We start from the raw sequence: 21,001 nt of genomic DNA, 5'->3' as shown, positions 1-21,001 counted from the left end.
CCAGCACCAAATACGGGAGCACAATGAGCAATTAAGGAAAACAGCCTTTCAGCACAGAAGATTAGAGAAATATAGGCGCATAAATTTTCTTATTGGAATATATTAAGTTTTATTCAGTGTCACGGCTGAGTAAAATTAACAGATATCTATCTGCATGGCGGGTTGTAATCAAGCAAATTTCTACGGTCGCTGCCCTCTACCAAGATCCTCAAATTTCTGAAGCGTCCACACTATCAACAAGAGAACCACAAGGTGAATTAAGAGTAGAGAGAAGGCGCTGACCCAAGGTGCTGCAACACCAGGGGCCAGCTAACCAAATTGATAAACCGAGTATCAAGATGGCTGTATGCATACTACGCTAGAAACCCGCTCGTCTTCAATAAAGTGGAGCACAATCAGCAGCTTGGAGCGATTCCTCAAGCTCTGGGAGCCTAGCGCCCGCCTTTTCCTATTCTCCGCCCACCGCCCCCGCGCCCCACCCCACTCTTCCACCAAGTATCACTGACAAAGCTTCCCCACCAAGGAATGCCCACCCACAGTTTGAGTATCGGTAGGAAGAAAACATGTTGATCCTAAAGCGCCGAACAGGCGAAAACCTAAGAATTGGAACGAATGTCTCGATCACAGTGTTGGAAGTGAAGGGAAATCAAGTAAAGATGGGCATCCGCGCCCCCAAATCCCTCCCCATCCATCGTGAAGAGATCTATGTGCGTATCGAGAGAGAACGAAAAGTAAGCAATGGAAGGTGTTGAGGGAAGGTTCTCCAAGGAAGGAGACTCCAGACGATCCTCCTTCCTTTAGTTAACAAATCTAGCTCTTTGCTGAGCCGTAACCAAATAGTTAGGATTGAGTTTTGCTAATGCTTGCTCGGATAAGCAACATTGAGGGCAACACATCAGCACAATAACTTGTTAGAGCTAAAGTGGCTCCCTACTAAAATTGGTAATTTGTTGACCAAAAACTTCTATTGCTTGATTTTCTAAACGTTCCTTGAGGCCAAAAACTTCTAGATAGTCATTCCCGGCATCTGCCACTTCATCCTCATCTTCAGATGTTTCACAAATAGACTTTAAACGCTCAGCTTCATGAGTTATTGCTTCAAGTATTATCCGGGCTTCCCAATCACATAGTGATGAGTTCATTTCTTTTATATGTTTCATAACGCAATCTGCTTTTTGAATACCTTCTGACATTTCAATGCCAGTTTTGAAAGTAGCCCCTTGAATTCATCGAGGGGCATATTTGCTGTTGGAGCGATACTATTATGTCTATCAAAAGAGAACAAAAAGTAGGTAATGAAAGGCGGTGGGAGCAGATTCACAATGGAGGCAGCCCCACCCAAACCTCCTACCCTTTTTCATCGTCATAGTGGTATATCTGAGGGCACACTATTTCAAAGATAGACAATGTCGCTGTCCTACAGTTACCTTCACATGTATCAAAAAGCAGCCCCCACCCTCTATAACTGAAAAATCAACACTAATTAGGAGGATCAGCTGAGTTCAAGACATAGTTAGCATTGCTGCAATCTTTTTACACTAATTTTTATCAGTTACCTCTTCCCATTCATCTTCATAACCGGCTGAACGAAAATAGGCCATCAACGTAATGATGATTTTCTCAAGGATATATTCACTGCTCTCACCTTGTTTTTCATCTTGCTTGTTAGACTCGCTAACAGTTCTCCAGAAAAACTCAGCGAAGTGAATGGCCTCTTCTTTATTAGCCAAAGATCCCGAATTGATAATCTCAAGGCTTTTTTTATCATTGAGTAACTCTGCATAATGCAAAAGAAACTCTTTCTCCTCGGGCAACTTATAATTAATCATCCTATCACCTTCGTACCATCTCTTATTACACTCATACGATCAGCAACCATCTGGAGCTTTTGGACTAGTTGAGAAACCGTCATTCTCCTTGTAATGGTTAGAAAGTAGTGTCTATTATCTTTCTGATCTTGCACAAATTTCAGATCAGGCGGCAAATCTGACTTCTCCAAAACCCAAAATACGTCGACATTTTTCCCAGGGTTTTTAGATGCTTTCAGCTTATATATTGACTTTAGGTGCTGCCAGTTCGCTGAAAAACTGAGCCCCATCTGATTATGAGGAATCACCCATGCCTTACATGGACTAAAGCAATAATCACAAACTTGTATACCTTGTATTAGCTCTCTTCCCTTTGGAACATCTTGCTGCCGATAAAATACAGGGCTCGCACCTTCAGGTATCGGGCGTCCAAAAACTGTTCCTTCATTCTCCGCGAGCTTCTTAATATAGTCTCTCAAATCCGTGAGTATCTTAAATTGTTCCATTATCTACTTGAACACTCCTTTGAATTTAACATCACTAGTAGGTGTAACCCTGTACGCCCACTAAGTTAGAAGTATAAACCGCTAGAGGTACTGGCTGAAGAGGAGAGTCAAACAAAACACCATGGGGGCTGCTACTTATAGGAATCTAGCGCTGCATATTCCTATTCTGTCCCCACCGTTGCCGCGCTCTCCATTCTTATACAGACATCACTTACCAATCTTCGCCACTAAGGAATGCCCACCCATAGCTTGAGTATCAATAGGAAACAAACATGTTAACCCTATAGTACCGAACCAGCGAAAACTTAAGAATTGGTACGAATGTATCCCCCCATAGTGCCGAAGGAGACAAACAATCAAGTAAAGATATGCATTCACACCCCTAAATCCCTCCTCGCACATCGAAAAGAGATCTATGTGTGCATTGAATGAGGACAAAAAGTAGACAATGGAGGGCTTATGGACAAATTTTCAAAGGAAGTAGACCGCATCCGAATTCTATATAGAGATCAAGCCTTCATAGTCAGCCCGATATATCGAGTTCCGACTCTCGCACTAATCCAGAAATCAGGGGTGGAAATGCTATTCACCTTTTTTATGAAAATGGGTGCGTAATGATCAGCACAACCGGTGAGTAGTAATATTCCTCCCCTTGAACGACTCGTTACATTGAGGATAGCAACAGGTTCACCATCATTCCCAATACTCAATAATCTTAGAAATCTTATTACCTTCAAACTCAAAAACTGACAAATGAATATTCCCGCTAGCAACCTCAAGCCTCTCTACAGCTGCGGCACCAAATCCAGGTAAAACCCTCAAAATTTTATACCTACCTTCAGTAAGCTTGTAGTGTTTGGTAGTAATATATTTAGCGGCATTGCCGTAGAGCTCTTTTCTTGTGTAGGTTCCACCATAAACTTTATGTACATAGACAAAGTCATCTGTATACATGTCAAACAACTTATCCAAATCATTGATAGATGCAGTCGCAAGCATTGCTTTATTTTGTGCTTCATTTACAGCCTTAACTACATTTTCAAGATTAATTGAAGTAGTAGTTTTCGCCCCAGCACAAACAGAAATGCCGAGCATTAGAAAAAGAGTAAAGGTACCCAGTTTGTTCATGAATAATTCCCTTTTATTTCTGAATCGTAAAGGACACAATAGTTAGTTCAAAAGCATCACCTATATATCACGCTTTTCTATAAATCCAAAGCCCATCAGCCCGACGATACAGAGGGTCAAGATATCATCTTTAGTTGATACAAGTGTTCAAAGAAAGAAATAGAGCAGTATCTCTATATATCTGTAGTTTCCACGCTCTATATCTTTTGAGGAAAGAGTAGTGTTACCGCAGGCTTCTCTGAACGTTCTACACAGTCCTCGAAATAAACCTAACCACCTTGTTGGGTGCAACATTTTTCACAAATTTCTTCCCAAACTGCTTTTGAATCCAAAAATAAATGCTGCTTTACTTTCAGCCTTTCAAAGCCGGTATCAAGTAAGCTAACAGGAACATAGGTAGCCTTTTCATCGTTCTTCCCGGGTAAGGATGATCCACATTCTAAGCAAAAACTTGTTTGCCAATCATGATTTGGCTTCATCCATGTTTTTATATGGTCTTGACCAGAAACCCACTCAAAACTTTCATTAGGAATCACCGTTACGGCTATTCCGCCCCCGCCTGTAGCCTTACGACAAATGGAGCAATGACATATATATACTTCGTCTGGAATCATATGGATTCTGAAATTTACTGATCCGCAGTTACAGGAACCATTCGCTATTTCAGTCAATTGTATCTCCTATGCGCCTAACAATTAATTCAAAAGCAACATCTATATATCACGCTTCTCTATAATTCCAAAATAATTCCAAAGCTCGTCAACCTGATAATATAAAAAGTCATCAGCTGGAAGCTATTCTCTAAGCTTGGTAGCCTATTTCTATTCTGCGCTCACCACTCCAGCGCCCCACACCACTCTTCCAACAATCATCACTTACAAAGTTTCCCTACCAAGGAATACTCACCCAAGGCTTGAGTATCGATAGGAAGAAAACATGTTGATCCTAAAGCGCCGAATAGGCGAAAACCTAAGAATTGGAACAAATGTCTCGGTCACTGTACTGGTAGTGAAAGTCAATCAAGTAAAGATAGCATCCGCGCCCCTAAATCTCTTCCCGCCTATCGTGAAAAGATCTATACGCGTATCAAAGTAAAACAAAAAATAGGCACTGAAAGGCTGTGGGAGTAGATTCACGATGGAGAGGCCCCATCCAAACCTCCTCCCCATTATCCTCATAGTGGTATCTCTGAGGGCACACTATCTCAAAGATAGCCAAGTCGCAGCTCTATAGTTACCTTCATATGTATCAGAAAGCAGCCCCCTCTATAAGTGAAAAACCAACACTAGCTGGGACGATCAACTGAGTTCAATAAATAGTGAGCGTTACTGCAATCTGTATACTCTATTTTTATCAGTTACCTTTTCCCATTCATCTTAATAACCGGCTGAACGAAAATAGGTCATCAACGTAAAGAGTAATCCTGGACGCCAACCAATTAAAAAGTATAACCTCAACCCTATCGACTAAAAAGTTAACCAGCACCAAATGATGCACTTTGTAATGCCTTGAGCAATTGACCAGAAATTTTTGTCGGCTGTTCGGTATGGCGATTAACAAAGACATGCGTCATAGAGCCATGCGCACATGCATTTTCTTGATTTTCTTTAAAAATCGCAACACCATATTCCACCGAAGAATTGCCTATTCTATTAACCCTAAAAGCACCAAGGATTTTTTCAGGGTAAGAAATACCGGCCAAATAATTACAATCAGATTTGACTATGTAACCAATGTTCTCACTGGTTTTAATATCTAATTCAGCCTTATTAATCAAAAAGCTGTTCACAATGGTGTCAAAATAGGAATAGTAAACTACATTATTTACATGCCCATACACATCATTATCCATCCATCTGGTAGTTAACTCTTCAAAATAAAAATAATCTGTACGTAACACAGCCTGCTTACTCACAAAGCCTCCTCATAAGCAGCCTGATAAATCAAGAGTGCATCATCATGAGACAGCGGTTTCGGATTATTGATTAATAAGCGAGTTTGTAGCATTGCATCAGTGGCGAGCATCTCTAAATGGTGCTCGCCAATATCTAATTGCTTTAAGGTCCGGGGTAATTTTAATCGTTCAATTAGCCGCTCAATAAAGGCAATGAGATCAGAACACACTTTTTGATCTGATTGAGACGTATTTATGTGTTCACAAATATATGGCGCCAATTCACTATAGAGCTTGGCTGTATCACTCTGATTAAAGCGCATTACATGTGGTAATACTAACGAGTTACCTAATCCATGAGGTACATGAAAATGTCCCCCTAATGGGTAAGCTAGAGCATGTACAGCGGCAACTGGTGCATTGGCGAAAGCCTGACCTGCAAGGCAGGCACCCAATAACATATTTTGTCTTGCTTCTATGTCCTCGCCATGATGTGTGGCCTGTTCTATATTTCTTGATAGCAATAACAACGCTTGCTTAGCTAGCATATCTGAATAGGCATTTTTTTTATGCTTAGACGTATATGCCTCTATGGCATGCACCATAGCATCAATGCCAGTTGCAGCAGTCACATGAGCTGGTAACCCTAGAGTTAATTGTGCATCTAATAAGGCAACATCTGGTAATAATTGTTTAGCGACGATGCCATCCTTGGTGGTTTCCCCTGTTGTTAAAACCGCGATGGGTGTTACTTCTGAACCTGTGCCAGCAGTGGTAGGTATTAAAACCAAAGGTACGCGACCTCCTTGAACTCGTTCAAGCCCATATAGCTGTTCTAGAGGTTGGTGAGAATCCATCATTACAGCAACAACTTTAGCGGTATCCATTGAACTGCCACCACCAAATCCAATTACACCATCAACATTATACTGCTTTGCTAAGGCTACTGCCGACAATACGATCTGCTCTTTAGGATCAGCACTAACTCCATCAAAGATAATGGTCGCGAATTTACTATGTAATTGCTCCTTCAGTTTCTCAACCAAACCACAATTTACAATACCTTGATCAGTGACCACTAACAACTTAGTTATATTTAGTTGGTCACATATCTCACTAATTTTATTTAACCCGCCAGGGCCGTTTATAATCGATTTTGTAGTATTAAATTCAAAACTTAACATAGGATTGTCACCGCCTTAATTATTATGTGTCACAGTTTCGTTTGGCAATAGTTCCATTTCAAATCCTGGGGAACTTCTGATTAGCTCAGAGTGAATTTGGTGCTAATCAGTTGTCAGTCAAGACTACGATAAATTAATCACCAAGTCACCAGTGTAGATGCGCCGATTAAAGGGTTACTCAATAGTATTGCGAAATAAAGATGCACGTTGATACTGATCGTATTATTGGGCTTAGTGAATAGCTGGTTTGGCTGAATAGGCCCCATGCAAAGCCTTATAACGCAAACTCCCGACTGCAAGTCTACAGAGATGTATTCAAAATGTGCTGCAAGATGCCCATATTCTTTATTTTTGCTCCAGTAGCACCCCTTATAGTAACGGTCTTTCGTTTATTCTAGAAATATTACCCCAAGCAGAGATATGAGATTTATAAGATTCTCTGACGTGTCACGATTATTTGGCAGCTAAACCTCTCCCCAGCCCCTCACCCGGTGTGAGCCCGCGCTCAACGTATCTGATAATGACGCACGAGGTTGGGCACAGGCCAGCGATAGATCCAAGGCTTCAATGCCATATAGACTAGGCCGTTAACCGAGGTTTATACCTGACTTTCTTCTCCTTCGCGCTGCTCCACCATTGGGGAGCTCAGACCAAAGGCGCTTTTCAAACGATATATTGAAGTACACAGAGCCGAAAGACGATCCTGCAAAATTAGCAAATTGTGAGCGTAAAAAAGAACAAGAAGTAGACACTGGACGTGTGTTAAGAACAAACTCTTTAAGGAAGGAAACTCCAGCTGAGTCTTGTCTATAGAAGATAAAACTGTATTAGACTGTAAGATACAGATATCGCACAAACACCTAAGTCAGTAACTGCATTGTTTACCGGCTGATGTATTGACCGGTTATGCCTTTTAACCTAAAGGGATGAAGTCGATTGGGGTTTCAGACAACTCACTGTGTAAATCTTGATCGATTTAACCAATCTGATTTCTGCAATTCAACAATCTATTCAGATGAGATATGCTATGAAGTATTCTACCTAAAATTTTCATCGTCGATTAAACCATCATTTTGTGTCTGGTTTGCAAATAGCTCAATATGCTCTTTAATCTTGTCGAGTGCCATTTGCATCACTGGTCACTCTGTGGATTTTCTTTTGCGTTAACCGCGAAAATTACTCAATACTAAAAGAAATATATTGCCTTGCATCAGAGACCATACGAGTGAGTGTCTATCGAAGTATAATTTCATACTGCACTGCAATCTAATGGTTGATAGAAGTGCATAAAGGCTCCTGAAGGACACGTCGCAAATTTTATAAGTTTGTATTTCGACCAAATTTCACCATTTTCAAATAAGCGTTTTCCTTCGCCAACAACTACTGGAAAGGTCCAAAGTCTAAGCTCATCTACCAAGTTATGCTTAAGAAGTAACTGCACTAATTGCCAACTACCGTGAACCTGTAACAGGGGCCCATCTATTTCTTTAATTTTTGCGACCTCTACAGCTGCATTAGAGCCCTTTAGTTTGAAGGAATTATTCCATGCTAGGTTATCAGTACCTGATGTCACCACATATTTTTTTGCCATATTTAGTTTGTCTGCTACTGGATTATCAGGTTCAGCACTGGCAAAATTTGAGGCAAATAAATTATATGTATTACGGCCTAATAGCAGGTCATACTGTTCCGACATTGCCTCCTTTATAACTTGTTCCATAACATCATTCCAACAATCCTTTGCCCAACCTCCATGACGGAAGCCGCCTGAAAAATCTTCCTCGGGCATACTGGGTGCTTGCATTACACCGTCAAGAGTTTGAAATATCAATAGGGCTAAATTTCTCATTGGCTGATTCTCTCGTGGGGTAATTCATTTATGACATCTTATGCAGACTTACTCGTAGAAATACAAATCTTCAAACGTTGTATAAAACGTCGCTTAATAACAATCTCAAACAAGCAGGAATATAATAAGCACCCACTAGACATAGCTCGAACTGTCTTGTAGGCCTCTGGCCCCAGTGGCTACAATCACATCTTTGGCACTTTTTCAATCTTTTGTAAATCTGGGTCCATATAATCCCAAGGTTCACCGCTACTTTCATATACGATCATCGTAGGGTTGAATTGCTCCAAATCATGAAGACTTCCGGCATGGACAAATTCTAACCACGATATACCACGGTTTTCTGCATAATTATGCGAACCACAGCGAGGACAAAAAACCCTCCTTACTGTATTTCTACTATCCGCCTGCTTCTCATGAAACGCAAGATCACCGCTGATGATTGAATTCCGTGAGGAGCAGCAATATCGGCAATGTTTCCAGCCCCACTAACTTTCTGACAATCAGTACATTGACAGAGCCCCGCCACTATAGGCTCTTCGGAGCAATTATAACTAATAAAACGGTACAAACACTCTCCGGATATTTTGGGCATGAATTTCTACCATTACTTACGAAATTGTAGTCACTAGTCTACCATTTCATTTTTTATGTATAAGTGTGCGTGTACGAGCCCTGACGATCAACTTATCCGTTCCGATTGCCCTATCTTGAATGGACTGGATGTATTTGGCGATAAATGGGCGCTAGTTATTCTAAGAGACTTACTATGTAGTAAAGAAACCTATAACGAACTTGCTGATTCACCTGAGAAAATACCAACAAATAGACTAGTAGAGAGATTAAAGATGCTAGAAACAGAGGAAATGTTGGTAAAAGAACAATATCAGTCAAAACCTAAGCGATATAAGTACTTGCTAACACAAAAAGGCAAGGACGTCTTGCCAATCCTTCAGGAACTTGCCAAATGGAGTAATACATACTTTGAAGGCTCATGGGTTCCCCCTAAAGCGGTTCATGGGAACCTAGCCCCAGCCTTTGAGTCTGAGCAGTGGTATTGCAGCAGGTCCTCGCCAGGCTGAAAGGCTGATGATACCAAATGATATTTGACTTCATCTCACCCAGTTAGATAACCATTGGTAGCAATTTACTTTTTACTCTTAACATTAAAAGGGGTTATGTTATGAATCCAGAAGACTTAGATTGTAAAATTTCAGAGGAGCTTGTTAATTTCTCAATTAAAAAATATACAGATAGAGATTTTCCAAAAGAAGTAGAGTCTCACACATTGAAATTATTACTTAATAGTATAGGGCTAATGCTGGCAGGCTCAACATTTAACATACCCAAAGATATCATATCTTTATACGAGAGAAAGAAATTAATTCAAAACTCAAATAAAGCCTCTATAATTGGCTTCAACAAAAAATCTTTCGCAGTAATTTCCGCAAAAATAAATTCCATCCTAGCAAATCAAACTGAGTTTGATGAGACATCAATGATTGCTATCGTTCACCCTTCCACCATTATTCTATCAACAGCCCTAGCTATAGGTGAAGAATATAATGCTAGTGGCGCTGATGTATTCTATAGCTACTGCATTGGGCTGGAGATTTTTGTTCGCCTCGGAACTGCATTCAGGGATGACAATTTTTATGGCTTTTACAACCCTACAGTTGTCGGGCCATTGGCGAGCTCCATTACTGCTGGTTTGCTCATGAGATTAAATGAGGAACAGCTTCTAAATGCATTTTGTATTGCCGCTTCTTATAGTGGAGGGGTACAGGAGTGGGCTGATCATGGTGGTAGTGTTAAGAGGATGTTATGTTCAGTAGCAGTTGGCGCTGGTATTGAATCTGCGTATTATGCCTCCATAAATATAACAGCGCCTCATACAGTCATCGAAGGAAAACATGGAATTTGCAATTTTAGCAAGGAGCGAAATTTTAATATCATATTAAATCATCTTGGGCAGAAATTTTTGCTCATGGAAACAGCAATAAAGAAATACAACTGTTGCAACGCTCTTCATGGTGCTGTAGAAGCAGTGGAATACCTGATTAATGCACACCCTATAAATGTTAACTCTATACGTAGTATAAAAATTGGAGTTAGCAAGTTTACAATCGATCACTGCTCTAACAAAAACATAACTGACTCACTAAGCGCCCAACTATCTATATACTATGTTGTAGCTCTTACTTTCACTTGCGGCTCTCCTACCTCCATAAAGTATGATGAAAAATTATTTAAAGATGAAAAAATATTATCTATCATGGACTCTATTTATTTGTATCAAAATCCAGATTATACGGACAATTGTTTTGGCGCCAACGTTAAAGTTGTACTACTTGATGGAAGCTGCTATGACAAGGAAGTTATTGACTTTAAAGGCTCAGCCAACAATCCTTTATCACTTGAAGAAGTAAAGAATAAATTTTTTAACATATTCCCCACTCCCGAAGCCAACAAGTGTAATAATATATTCAAAGAATGCAGCAAAATAAAATCTTTTGAAAAAATCATAGATTTAACAAAGCTAATAGCCTTATAAAATAAAAAGATAATAGAATTGCACTCCTTGGCAATTACTATTTTGATGCAGCTATTTTCCGTGGTCCCGCTATCAATGACCATGAAATCGGCATTGATCTATCGCATATAGGCTAGATGATTAAAAACCTAGTGTCAGCAAGATTATCTTTTTACTTTATTATAATATCTATAAGTAATGATCAATTATAGTTGGCGGCCATTTAAAAAATGGATTAGATAACAATCTAAACCCTAACTCCTTCGGTGTTGTGAAACGTGCTAGTAGATTCATAGCACAAGCTCATTTCTTGGATCTCATTTGGCACTGCACTAAGTGTCACGTTTTTTCTTACACTTGGAATACTTGCTACACATTAATAATAAATGGATTAGCAAACTAAACTGAATACCAATACCCGATGACACCCGCCACCTAAATTAGATGATCATATGATCAGTCGTCGATATCACAAACTACAAATTTGATGCAGACGATATTTCAGTAATTAGACTGAAGAATCGTCAGTCATGGCCCACTTTAAGTCAATTACGCCCTACAACGTGTCGGTCGCTTAGATACGTTTATGCAGTGAAAACTTCCGTAGTATCTGTTTGATAGATGGTACATAACTGTAGGATTTTTTAGAACTTGGGCAAAGTACGGTCTATCCCATTCATTGCTTTAAAGGTTGAATCATGCAGAAAACTATTACGATTATTGGTGCCACAGGCCATTTAGGTCGTCAGGTAGCACGAAAACTAGACGCTAAAGGTGTCCAGGTAACTGCGCTCGTAAGGGACGCGGTTAGCGCTCGAACTATCCTTCCAGAGGGTATCCAGCTTGTCGAAGCAGATGTATCGGATAAAGAAAGCCTGGTGTCTGCACTGGTTGATACCAAAACACTTTATATCACCCTGAATACCACGTCACTCGACCCGACCTTACCCTTTCATAGTGAGCGTGAAGGTGTGATTAATATCGTGGAGGCTGCAAAGGTCACTGGTGTGCAGCACATTATGCAGATTGCTGGTATTGATTATCTCCACCCAGAGTTTGCGGACAAGGGGCTTGAATACAAGACCAATGTAATCCGTAAGCCAGGGATAGAGGCCATTAAAAGTTCGGGTATGGATTTTACCTTCTTCTTCTGCTCGTTCTTCCTGGACTCTTTCCCCACATTTATAGAGAACGGTCAATTTTCTATCATCGGCGATCATGTCCACCCTATCTACTACACCAACACAACAGATCTGGCAGAGATGATCGGTAATGCTATCGGGAATGAGATGGCCTACAACCAGAGTTTTTCAGTTCAGGGTACAGAAGGTATGTCTTTACCAGAGGCGGCCAGAACGTTTGTTGAGGCATATTCTCCAGGAACAGAAATTGCCGTCTACCCTATCGCGGCCATTGCAGAAATGGGACTGCCCGAGGAGCAGGCAGTATTCATGGAACATATGCTGACTTATGTAGAACAACTTAAGGAGCAACCGGTAAGTCAAAAAGCCTGGCAGGTGTTAGGCAAACCGGAAGCAACCATCACTGATTTTGCACGAGAACTATCAAACGCTTCATAGCGCCTGGTCCTTATTCAGTATTGCGTCCTCTGTGCTCAGCCGCTTCATCAGATCAGTAGCGGCGGGGCCCAGTGGCCGCTTACTGGACCAAATGATATCTACGCCGTGTGACAGCTCCTTTTCCTGCTCAAACACTAGGGGGAGCTGTATCAGTTTTTTCGCCGCTATCCCCTTCGCAACCACGTGTAGTGGTAATACTGCCCAGCCCAAATTGGCCTCGACAAGGTCAAGTGCATCATCAACCCGTGACACACTCCACACGTCGGGAGACACCAGCCAGCGAGTTTGGCTGGATATCTCAAACTCCTGCAATAAGATTTGTCGGTATTGTTTCAGGTCTTCCCAGGTAACTTCAGTGAGTCTCGCAATCGGGTGATCAACGCAGGCGATGCCTGTAAGCTTCAGATGGCCCAGGGCTCTGAAATCGCATCCAGCGGGCACTTCATCCAGTTGTGTGATAATCCCGAGTTGGGCTATATCCCCTTCAACCCAGGTCTGTACATCCTGAACACTTCCCGCTCTGAGCGTAATTTGAACATTCGGATATTTGGTCTCAAACTCTTGAAAGAGTCCACCCAGGTTTTTAATACGAACATGCTGGGCAATAGCCAACGTCAACCGGGCCTCGACATCCAGAGACAACCCCTGTGCGATCGCCATCAATCGCTCACGTTGCTCGATAAGATTCCGTGCGCGTTCCAGCAGTGACTCACCAGCGTCCGTCAATCGCGGGTATCGTTGACTTCGATCAAATAGATTGACTCCCAAGTCAACCTCAAGGTTCGATACCAGTGAGCTGATTACCGACTGTGCCTTTCCACATTTACGTGCAGCCGCTGAGAACGAGCCAGCCTGCTCAGTAGCTACAAATGCTTCCAGTTGTTCAATAGAAACTGCCATTCATTCAATCTATCTGTTTAACGTATGGTATCTAACTTTTTCCATCTAACTTAACTATATATCATTCAAGCACATTTTCTCAAGCAGAGTGAGTATGGTTGATGACTTATTCATTGAAGAATCGTTTAGTACAAGCAATTTCCTACGAGTTTTTTCTGCTGCTCACGGGTGGCCTACTAGTGGTTCCAATATTTGATTTGGAGGTACACCAGTCGCTCGCAATTGCTGTTGGACTATCACTATTTGCGTTGGTCTGGAATATGATTTTCAATCACGCCTTTGACTGGTACTTATTGAATATACGTAAAAACCCAGAAAAGACATTTATCGTTAGAGCCATACATGCGTTATTGTTTGAGGGGGGTATGTTGGTACTGACGTTGCCAGTAATCGCCTGGAGCTTTAATCTGACTATCCTAGAAGCATTTATGCTTGAGATAGTCATGGTGATTTACATCGTGATATATACCTATGTATTCAACTATTGGTTCGATAGACTGCATAGCTCGTTTCGAGTTACTGCACACAAACGTTAAAGGTCTGCTCCACAGTCTATTTTAGGTTAGATGTAGGTACCAATTAAAATACACTACGTCAAAAGCAAGTGCCTATTTATCTGTCATTTTTCCTTTTCTTGTTATATTTTATACCAGTTAATAAAAAAATAATGATAATCCTGGCTCCCCATTTCTGCCAGACTCAGAGTAATTGAGCCAAAGCAACATCCACCCAAGAGGGAGAGTTGCCACCACGAACCGAATTAAGAGAACAAATATATTGACTTGATACTTGGCATAACTTCCGTTTGATTTACAAAACATGGCAAACGTACAAAGGATTGCAAATAACTTGGTTTATATAAAAAATACCGAAAATTTGAAATTATTACCTCTATCACAATTCACCTAAAAATATAACCAAAGCATGGACCCGCCGAAGGTCGAGTACACCCGCCTTTTAAAAATCATACTCAGGAATTGAACCCTAAGCTCTTCTCATTTTTTATGGTTTGGATTTTGGAGAATGGGTATTTTCATTCCAAGATACACGCACTCAGCGCGACATGAGGGACACAAACCATTGAATTATCTGTTAGATCTCACTTGAGTGCTTGCAAACATTCATAACAAACAAATTTATGAGTACTCATAATTCTCTACTATTGATACATAACGTTCATATTTGCTGTGGCTGAACACTCCGACTTCGATAGCGACGCACAATATAGGCTTGTTAATTGATTTAACAACCACCATCACCACTCCCCACTAAAGCCACCAGAATCACCACCTCCGGAGTCACCAGCAAAGCCAGAGCGCTGAGTCACTCCAAACCTCACAATAAACCATAGCAAACTGGATATTAAAAAAGCTGCAAATACAAACGGGGCAAAAGTAGAATTAAGCGGCTTCTTGGAAGCAAGATCAATCAAATACCACGATCCAACTAAGCCGATTAGATTAATGAGGAATGATTTCATCTACTCTCCATGGATCATTTGACGTGGTTATATAGACCTTTTGTTATGAAATGTAGTTTGAGGTACTATGGCGTGACCACCCAAAAATGAAGCTTAGTAACAAAAGACACTAAGATAAATTTGTTGTGTTCTGCTAGCATATTACCACCAATATTCCGTTACCCACGTTTTTTGCGGACCGAACAAAATCGGTAAACTGAACTAGGTAGTTACTAATATCTATTTTGGGGTAATCAGCTTCATATACACCTAAGTGCCGCAAAGTGTGTGAATCATAACGCTGCATAATCGCTGACGACTCACATTCGTCTAAATACATTGCAAGCTCACTGATAGCTTCAGGTGAGTGAGCTTCACAATGTTCACACACATCTTCACATTGCCTGCCGGTATTTAGAAATGATGCATTTTCATCTTGGGTTATCAGATAACTGATGCAGCCCCAAGACCTATCAAGTGATAGCGGCGTAACAGACTCATCTATTCCATCTACATAGCTCTTACCTTGACCGGTCTCTCGATATTGTTCCTTCGTGATCTGATAAAGAGTCGCTCTTAAACCCATACTCGTAATTTACCTAAGGCACATATCTGTTAACTCAAAATTAACATCTATATATCATGCTACTCCCTAATTACAAAGCTCATCACCCTGATCACACAAAAATATACAATGGATCAAGAAGCCTTCTTTAACGGGTATACATATTTAGGGAAAGATTTTGATAGAACCCTGAACAAGGATCTGCTGGTCTAAACATTAATCATCAAGCAGGTAAATTTTGTTTCAGCAAAGTTTATGCGGGAAGCTATCGATCGAGCTTCAGAGAAAAAGCAATGCACTTACCGGGAAGATTCTTTTCGAGTCACTTCGTGATAATACTAGCGGACAGGTGTTTTACTTTGAAAGTTTTGGTGGTGATCAAAATCATTTTGACGGGTGAAGTTGTTTTCCAAAAACGACCCGGTCAGGGCTTCAAAAGTACAAAGAGAAATCGATTTGTCTGACTTCAGAATGAAGCTAGCAAGTTAATAACAAGCTTGGGGTTTAAGGTGCCGGGTAGCTAGTGCAATCCCCGAGCGTATACATTACTGCATGCCCTTCTCAACCGGCGCTTCTGCTACCGCAGGCCAGACCAGTCCCGCCCTTGTTACTACGAGCAGCAGTACAAAAGACATCTCCAATGCGAGGAAAACGCCAATAGGGTGATTAGGTACGCCGCGTAACAACAGGTAGAGCAAATAGCTCATAGCAAGCAGATTGCCCGCAAGTGTAACGTTAAGGCCGTAACCACGTTCTTGCCAGAGTGGTTTGCAGAGCAGGAAGTTCAACACCGCGGTGCCGGCAAGCATCATGCCGGGCAATATCAACAGCAAGCGACGGGATAAACCCATTCCGTCGCTGGTTACCAGTGGCCAAACGGCTATAAAGTGACCTTGAGCTCCGAGGGTGAGGAACAGCCCCAGAATTACTGCGCCGATGGCAGCAAGCCGATACAGTGCATTGCGTTGCAAAGCGCGTGTTGACCTAGAAACCGACATCGCGCTCCCCTACGGTGGCCAGGCCACATTCGTAAGCGAACACGACCGCCTGTGCACGATCGCGTAACCCCAGTTTGGAGAGCAAGCTGGAAACGTGGGTTTTCACAGTGGCGGGGCCAATAAACAGAGCCTCGGCAATCTCGGCATTGCTCTTGCCAGCGGCGATGGCCTCCAGTACCTCACGCTCGCGGGTAGTGAGGCGTTCCAGGCGTTCTGACAGGTTGCGCCCTGCCCCCAATTTCTGTGCGAATTGGCTGATCAGGCGTTGGGTGATGCCCGGTGCAAGCATGGCACCGCCCTCTGCTACGGTGCGTACTGCCTGCACCAGTGCCTCCGGGGGAATATCCTTGAGCACAAAGCCACTGGCCCCTGCCCTCAACGCACGAAACACGTATTCATCGGGATCGAACGTGGTCAAAATAATGACACGGCAAGTTGCATCACTAGCTTCCAGGATGCGTGCCGTGGCTTCCAACCCGTCCATCTCCGGCATGCGGATATCCATCAGGATAATATCCGGCTGATGCGCTCGTGCGGCTTCAACTGCCTCAATGCCGGTACCCGCCTCGGCGACCACCTCAATATCGGGCTCATTGTTCAGGATCAGCGCAAAACCACACCGTACCAAAGCCTGGTCATCCACCACCATCACTCGCAACATTATGTTTTCACCATTCCTGTGGGTAGTTGTGCATATACCTCAAAACCACCACCATCTACTGCGCCCGCATACAGATGGCCGCCGAGCAATTCCGCGCGCTCGCGCATGCCTGCAATGCCGTGCCCACCGCCAGGCTGCTCGTCAATAGTTGTTTCCACCATGGGCTGGTCGCCAGTGGTGTTGCCATCATCGGCTACACGAATCACTAGAGTCTCATGGTCTACGCGCAGGCTCACTTGAACCCGCGCAGCGGCTCCAACGTGCTTGATGACATTAGTGAGAGATTCCTGAACGATACGATAGGCGGTGAGAGCGACGCTGGTCGGTACATTCTCCAACACGCCGTGGGTTTCGTAGTCGACCTCGCTTAACACCTGCCGGACCTTTTCAATCAGAGCTGGTAAATCATTGAGACCCGGTTGCGGCGTGAGCGCGGTGTCGCTATTGGCCGGGCGCAGTACGCCAAGTAAATGGCGCATTTCTGTCATGGCCTGACGGCCAGCAGCCTCCACCGAAGCCATGGCCTCACTGGCGGCTTGCGGGTTATTGCGGCTGATGGCCCTGGCGGCACCGGCTTGCACGGTCATAAGGCTCACCTGATGTGCCACCACATCATGCATCTCGCGGGCGATTCGGGAGCGCTCGGCCGCTACCGCACGCTCGGATTCGGCATTGCGTTCGCGCTCCAAATACTTGGCCCTCTCTTCCAACAAGCGCAGATATTCGCCGCGAAAACGCAGCCGGCGACCGATATACCACAACGCCCATACCAGCATCACCGTTACCGTGCCTGCCGCAGTTGGCTGAACCGGAATCCCCTGATCAAACGCCACAAAAACCAGCGTTGCGATGACTCCGATAAAGCTGGCTCGGGTGTTGGCCTCGTAGCGGCCAAGGCTATACAGCGAAACCGCCATGGCAACGATGCCATCCGCCGGTAAACCCAGTTCCAGCAATATTGTTGCGCCGAGAATAACGGCCTGTACCTGCCAGGGGTGTGTGCGACGCCACAACAGAGCGAAGGAGCCAATGAACGCACACTGGAAAGCAATAACATCCCCCAGATTTTGCATGGCCAGCACTTCCCGCGCCTCGTCGCGCGACCACATCAGTAGCGTCAGCAAAAACATGAGCAAGGCGATGAGCAGATCAGTCAGGTGCGGCCAGCGTTCGAATGGCCCGCGGAAGGGCTGCCACACCGGCAGCGTGGGTAGTTCCGAGCTGGTGTTGAGCGGATTCGGCGCAGGCGTATTTAGGGACGACGATTTCATTTCCGCATGCTAAACCAGGCGCAACCAGCTGTCATGGGGCTTTCGGGGGAGGCGGGTGCAGGCGCATCTCCACCTTTTGAGGGAGGCCCGATTCCTGCCTGTGGCCGATGTGCGTGTGCCTGAAAAAACCGAACATGCTCGGCAGGCACATTCAGCCCAAGCACGCACCATAAACGCCTGGAGAAACCCCATGAACGACGCTGTACTCAGCCAAACACTGCCGCGATCATTCGACACCCGGCGGGCCGTTTACCTGTCGGTAAAAACCTGGTTCTGCATCGCGGCCATCGGCCATGCGATCTTCTTTGCCTATATCCTGGCCGTCTTCTACCCACCCATTGCCGAATCGGGGGTGCACGGCTTGAAAGGACTGCACCTTCCGGCAGGCTTCCGCGAGGGAGATACACTGGGTAATCTCGCTTCGGTGAGTCACGTGCTATTGGCCGCAATTGTAATCGGCGGTGGGCCCCTGCAGCTGATCCCTCCAGTGCGACGGCATGCCCCCAACTTCCATCGCTGGTTGGGACGCAGCTATCTGCTGACTGCCGTCATCGCCAGTGTTGCGGGGCTCTACATGACCTGGACGCGGCACACTATTGGTAATCTGGTATCACAGATCAGTATCACCATGGACGGCATACTAATTTTGATGTTTGCCTTTCTGGCGGTGCGTACCGCGATGGCCAGACGCTTTGCTGAGCACCGTCGCTGGGCCTTACGCCTATTTATGGCTGCCAGTGCGGTGTGGTTCTTTCGTGTAGCCTTGATGGGCTGGGCAATGCTCACCGGCGGCTGGGGAGTCGACTGGGAATCTTTTACCGGGCCATTCCTGTATGCACTGGGCTTCGGCCAATACCTCCTCCCGCTGGCCATGCTGGAATGGTATTTTCACTGTCAAAAGCGTGGAACCGCACAAGGTACTCAGATTGCTTTTGTCAGTACCCTGATACCTTTGACTGTGTTTATGGCCATTGGTATTTTTGCCGCTACGATGGGAATGTGGTTGCCACGGATCTAAGGTTAATCGAGCTGATAATCGTGGATTTCTTACGCGGATTTGGCTGTAGAGGTTCACGACTCGTAAATTCAACTTTGTAGGAAAACTCGAATGGCAAACCTAGGCACCCGCCAAATAAGAATATAAATCGCCAAGACTATCAACCGAAGAAGAGATCTATGTACGTATCGGAAACGAGCGAAAGCAGGCAATGGGAAGCGTTGAAAGTAGATTCTCCAAGGAAGGAGGCCCAAAAAAAAGAGCCTTAATAATCTCTATAGAGACAACCCTAGCAAATAACGGTGTATAAACCGTGCTTGACTCAGGCCACGCGTCGGCCCAGAGCCGCAAAACGGTAGAAAGTCAGTCGCTGTGTAGCCGATTCTTAACCTTGAACCGAGAATGCCTCGTGGTACACAACCTCTCCCTGCGGAAAATTGCTACCAAATGACAGTGCCTGGAAGTACTCTGCTGGAACCCCTGGCAAAACCAATCCATCGATCACCTTGAAGCCAAAGCGCCCATAATAATTAGTATCCCCAAGTACTACACAACCCTCTGCCCCCTTTTCTTTAAGGTCTGCAAGAGCTTTCCCCATAAGTTTCGAGCCAACTCCCCTTCCTTGATACTCAGGTAGTACTGAAATCGGCCCAAGTCCAAACCAGTTGGTCGAGTTATCAGAAATGTTTACTGGTGAAATGGCAACGTGACCTACAATTTCTCCATCTGACTCAGCCACCAGAGATAAAGATAATGCACCTGCCTTGCGAAGACCCTCCACAATAAGCTGCTCAGTGTGATTAGTATGTGGAGCATCCCGAAATGCTAGGACTGTAACTCGGTGGATTGTCTCAGCATCTCCACCACTTTCATTACGAATTTTAATATTCAATTTATGATCTCTTAAAGAGGTTAACAGTTAATTCAAAAATAGCTGCTCTATATTATGCATCTTTACATTTACAAAATTTATCATACCTACTATACAAAGAACACAACCCAGGCCCCAACCTTACCTTCCGGCTTTAAGCCACTTTCCAAGTGAACTCATCAAGGAATGCCCACCGCAGTTTGAGCACCGGTAGAAAAGAAAGAGATTGGTAAAAAATACCGAAACGGTAAAGAATAACAGCTGGGAATATTATTTCGGCTACAGAAGAGGAGGCTAAAGGGGCAAATATTTAAAGAAGAAAGAGTATGCTTTTTTGCTCTTGTTTTTGTCCGAGCTTCTTATAAATTCTTGAATTAAGCTAGGTGGCATTTTTCATTTGTACATTTCTCCCCATTAAAATCTCTTCCCTTGATATAGCCACTCACTGCTTCCTGTTCCTTACCGATTTTTTATTCACCACGATTTCAAAAGGGCTATAGGATATTCTGATCCATCTCCACACTTGACCATGAGTGAGTCCCGGCAAAAATTAGAAATAGCACCAAAGCTCCCATTGGATAAGGAGCTCTGTGGGCTACCTAACCACAAACACTTCATATGGCGCGGAAAAGGTCAATCATCGATTTAATTTGCCCTGACATTTGAATAGGCTAAGATGGTGAAAGCATTGCGGATTGTATTGCATTTGTCGTGTTTTTTAATATCTCTCTAGCTTTCGCCTCCGAAATTGAGTGCGCAGTCAAGATAGGTCGCTGGCATTTAGGATATGCGCAATC

Annotated in this window: 23 protein-coding genes and 1 pseudogene; 7 read left to right on the top strand and 17 right to left on the bottom strand. The window is 43.7% G+C overall.

Translation table 11 applies throughout. From position 1 onward, the window contains the following. The first annotated feature begins 563 nt into the window (after positions 1-563). Positions 564-752: a carbon storage regulator CsrA gene (csrA, locus tag ACJJH9_RS08175; RefSeq protein ID WP_444924907.1), complete on the top strand. Its 189-nt coding sequence runs from the start codon at positions 564-566 to the stop codon at positions 750-752. 165 nt (positions 753-917) lie between these two features. Here csrA and ACJJH9_RS08170 read toward each other — a convergent pair whose 3' ends face one another. From ACJJH9_RS08170 to ACJJH9_RS08150, 5 genes are all read right to left on the bottom strand, one after another. Further along, positions 918-1,193, bottom strand: a complete 276-nt coding sequence (locus tag ACJJH9_RS08170) for a hypothetical protein (protein ID WP_444924906.1) — start codon at positions 1,191-1,193, stop codon at positions 918-920. A 345-nt stretch (positions 1,194-1,538) separates the two neighbouring features. Then, entirely contained in the window at positions 1,539-1,829 is a 291-nt protein-coding gene (locus ACJJH9_RS08165; protein WP_299587158.1) for a hypothetical protein, read from the bottom strand. After that, a complete protein-coding gene (locus ACJJH9_RS08160) occupies positions 1,826-2,314 on the bottom strand; it encodes a hypothetical protein (protein WP_444922374.1) in 489 nt (162 codons plus the stop codon). Before ACJJH9_RS08160 ends, ACJJH9_RS08165 begins: the two co-directional genes overlap by 4 nt. 693 nt (positions 2,315-3,007) lie before the next feature. Then, positions 3,008-3,442, bottom strand: a complete 435-nt coding sequence (locus tag ACJJH9_RS08155) for a hypothetical protein (protein ID WP_444924905.1) — start codon at positions 3,440-3,442, stop codon at positions 3,008-3,010. Positions 3,443-3,711: 269 nt separating this feature from the next. Further along, on the bottom strand, positions 3,712-4,113 hold the full coding sequence (locus ACJJH9_RS08150) for a GFA family protein (protein ID WP_444924904.1): 402 nt from the start codon (positions 4,111-4,113) through the stop codon (positions 3,712-3,714). Between the two features lie 265 nt (positions 4,114-4,378). Here ACJJH9_RS08150 and ACJJH9_RS08145 point away from each other — a divergent pair. After that, positions 4,379-4,572 (top strand): annotated as a pseudogene (locus ACJJH9_RS08145) (carbon storage regulator). A gap of 344 nt (positions 4,573-4,916) precedes the next feature. Here ACJJH9_RS08145 and ACJJH9_RS08140 read toward each other — a convergent pair. From ACJJH9_RS08140 to ACJJH9_RS08120, 5 genes are all read right to left on the bottom strand, one after another. Then, entirely contained in the window at positions 4,917-5,357 is a 441-nt protein-coding gene (locus ACJJH9_RS08140; RefSeq protein WP_444924903.1) for an acyl-CoA thioesterase, read from the bottom strand. Continuing rightward, positions 5,354-6,520, bottom strand: coding sequence for an iron-containing alcohol dehydrogenase (locus tag ACJJH9_RS08135; RefSeq protein WP_444924902.1), 1,167 nt, complete (start codon positions 6,518-6,520; stop codon positions 5,354-5,356). The genes ACJJH9_RS08140 and ACJJH9_RS08135 overlap by 4 nt, the downstream gene beginning before the upstream one ends. Positions 6,521-7,769: 1,249 nt before the next feature. Then, positions 7,770-8,369: a dihydrofolate reductase family protein gene (locus ACJJH9_RS08130; RefSeq protein WP_444924901.1), complete on the bottom strand. Its 600-nt coding sequence runs from the start codon at positions 8,367-8,369 to the stop codon at positions 7,770-7,772. Positions 8,370-8,554: 185 nt separating this feature from the next. After that, positions 8,555-8,809 carry a GFA family protein gene (locus ACJJH9_RS08125; RefSeq protein WP_444925214.1) on the bottom strand — a complete coding sequence of 85 codons (255 nt, stop codon included), beginning with the start codon at positions 8,807-8,809 and terminating at the stop codon, positions 8,555-8,557. Continuing rightward, entirely contained in the window at positions 8,755-8,964 is a 210-nt protein-coding gene (locus ACJJH9_RS08120; RefSeq protein ID WP_444924900.1) for a GFA family protein, read from the bottom strand. Before ACJJH9_RS08120 ends, ACJJH9_RS08125 begins: the two co-directional genes overlap by 55 nt. 55 nt (positions 8,965-9,019) lie before the next feature. On the opposite strand from ACJJH9_RS08120, the gene ACJJH9_RS08115 reads away from it, so the two are divergent. The 3 genes from ACJJH9_RS08115 (at position 9,020) to ACJJH9_RS08105 (ending at position 12,482) form a co-directional block, all read left to right on the top strand. Then, the gene (locus tag ACJJH9_RS08115) at positions 9,020-9,451 is read left to right on the top strand and encodes a winged helix-turn-helix transcriptional regulator (protein WP_444924899.1); all 432 of its coding nucleotides are present in this window, start codon (positions 9,020-9,022) and stop codon (positions 9,449-9,451) included. Between the two features lie 101 nt (positions 9,452-9,552). Continuing rightward, entirely contained in the window at positions 9,553-10,923 is a 1,371-nt protein-coding gene (locus ACJJH9_RS08110; RefSeq protein WP_444924898.1) for an MmgE/PrpD family protein, read from the top strand. 677 nt (positions 10,924-11,600) lie between these two features. Beyond that, complete coding sequence (locus ACJJH9_RS08105; protein WP_444924897.1) at positions 11,601-12,482, top strand: SDR family oxidoreductase; 882 nt, start codon at positions 11,601-11,603, stop codon at positions 12,480-12,482. Here ACJJH9_RS08105 and ACJJH9_RS08100 read toward each other — a convergent pair. Beyond that, positions 12,477-13,382: a LysR family transcriptional regulator gene (locus ACJJH9_RS08100; RefSeq protein WP_444924896.1), complete on the bottom strand. Its 906-nt coding sequence runs from the start codon at positions 13,380-13,382 to the stop codon at positions 12,477-12,479. The two genes, ACJJH9_RS08105 and ACJJH9_RS08100, sit on opposite strands and share 6 nt — an antisense overlap. A 113-nt stretch (positions 13,383-13,495) precedes the next feature. Here ACJJH9_RS08100 and ACJJH9_RS08095 point away from each other — a divergent pair, with 113 nt between their 5' ends. Continuing rightward, a complete protein-coding gene (locus tag ACJJH9_RS08095; protein ID WP_444924895.1) occupies positions 13,496-13,918 on the top strand; it encodes a PACE efflux transporter in 423 nt (140 codons plus the stop codon). A gap of 719 nt (positions 13,919-14,637) precedes the next feature. On the opposite strand, the gene ACJJH9_RS08090 is transcribed toward ACJJH9_RS08095, so the two are convergent. From ACJJH9_RS08090 to ACJJH9_RS08070, 5 genes are all read right to left on the bottom strand, one after another. Continuing rightward, positions 14,638-14,862 carry a hypothetical protein gene (locus ACJJH9_RS08090; RefSeq protein WP_444924894.1) on the bottom strand — a complete coding sequence of 75 codons (225 nt, stop codon included), beginning with the start codon at positions 14,860-14,862 and terminating at the stop codon, positions 14,638-14,640. Positions 14,863-14,995: 133 nt separating this feature from the next. Beyond that, the gene (locus ACJJH9_RS08085) at positions 14,996-15,427 is read right to left on the bottom strand and encodes a DUF1877 family protein (RefSeq protein WP_444924893.1); all 432 of its coding nucleotides are present in this window, start codon (positions 15,425-15,427) and stop codon (positions 14,996-14,998) included. Positions 15,428-15,951: 524 nt separating this feature from the next. Then, entirely contained in the window at positions 15,952-16,404 is a 453-nt protein-coding gene (locus ACJJH9_RS08080) for a hypothetical protein (RefSeq protein WP_444924892.1), read from the bottom strand. After that, entirely contained in the window at positions 16,391-17,065 is a 675-nt protein-coding gene (locus ACJJH9_RS08075; RefSeq protein ID WP_444888822.1) for a response regulator, read from the bottom strand. The genes ACJJH9_RS08080 and ACJJH9_RS08075 overlap by 14 nt, the downstream gene beginning before the upstream one ends. Next, positions 17,065-18,336: a sensor histidine kinase gene (locus ACJJH9_RS08070; RefSeq protein WP_444924891.1), complete on the bottom strand. Its 1,272-nt coding sequence runs from the start codon at positions 18,334-18,336 to the stop codon at positions 17,065-17,067. Before ACJJH9_RS08070 ends, ACJJH9_RS08075 begins: the two co-directional genes overlap by 1 nt. A 55-nt stretch (positions 18,337-18,391) precedes the next feature. Here ACJJH9_RS08070 and ACJJH9_RS08065 point away from each other — a divergent pair, with 55 nt between their 5' ends. Next, the gene (locus ACJJH9_RS08065) at positions 18,392-19,354 is read left to right on the top strand and encodes a DUF2306 domain-containing protein (RefSeq protein ID WP_444924890.1); all 963 of its coding nucleotides are present in this window, start codon (positions 18,392-18,394) and stop codon (positions 19,352-19,354) included. Between the two features lie 364 nt (positions 19,355-19,718). On the opposite strand, the gene ACJJH9_RS08060 is transcribed toward ACJJH9_RS08065, so the two are convergent. Next, positions 19,719-20,225 carry a GNAT family N-acetyltransferase gene (locus ACJJH9_RS08060; protein ID WP_252085631.1) on the bottom strand — a complete coding sequence of 169 codons (507 nt, stop codon included), beginning with the start codon at positions 20,223-20,225 and terminating at the stop codon, positions 19,719-19,721. Positions 20,226-21,001 lie beyond the last annotated feature (776 nt).

It is taken from the genome of Microbulbifer mixtoriginis (SeqCode), from assembly GCF_052466715.1.
The sequence above is the reverse complement of the archived record's forward strand: the minus strand, read 5'-3'. Positions and strand labels throughout refer to the sequence as shown.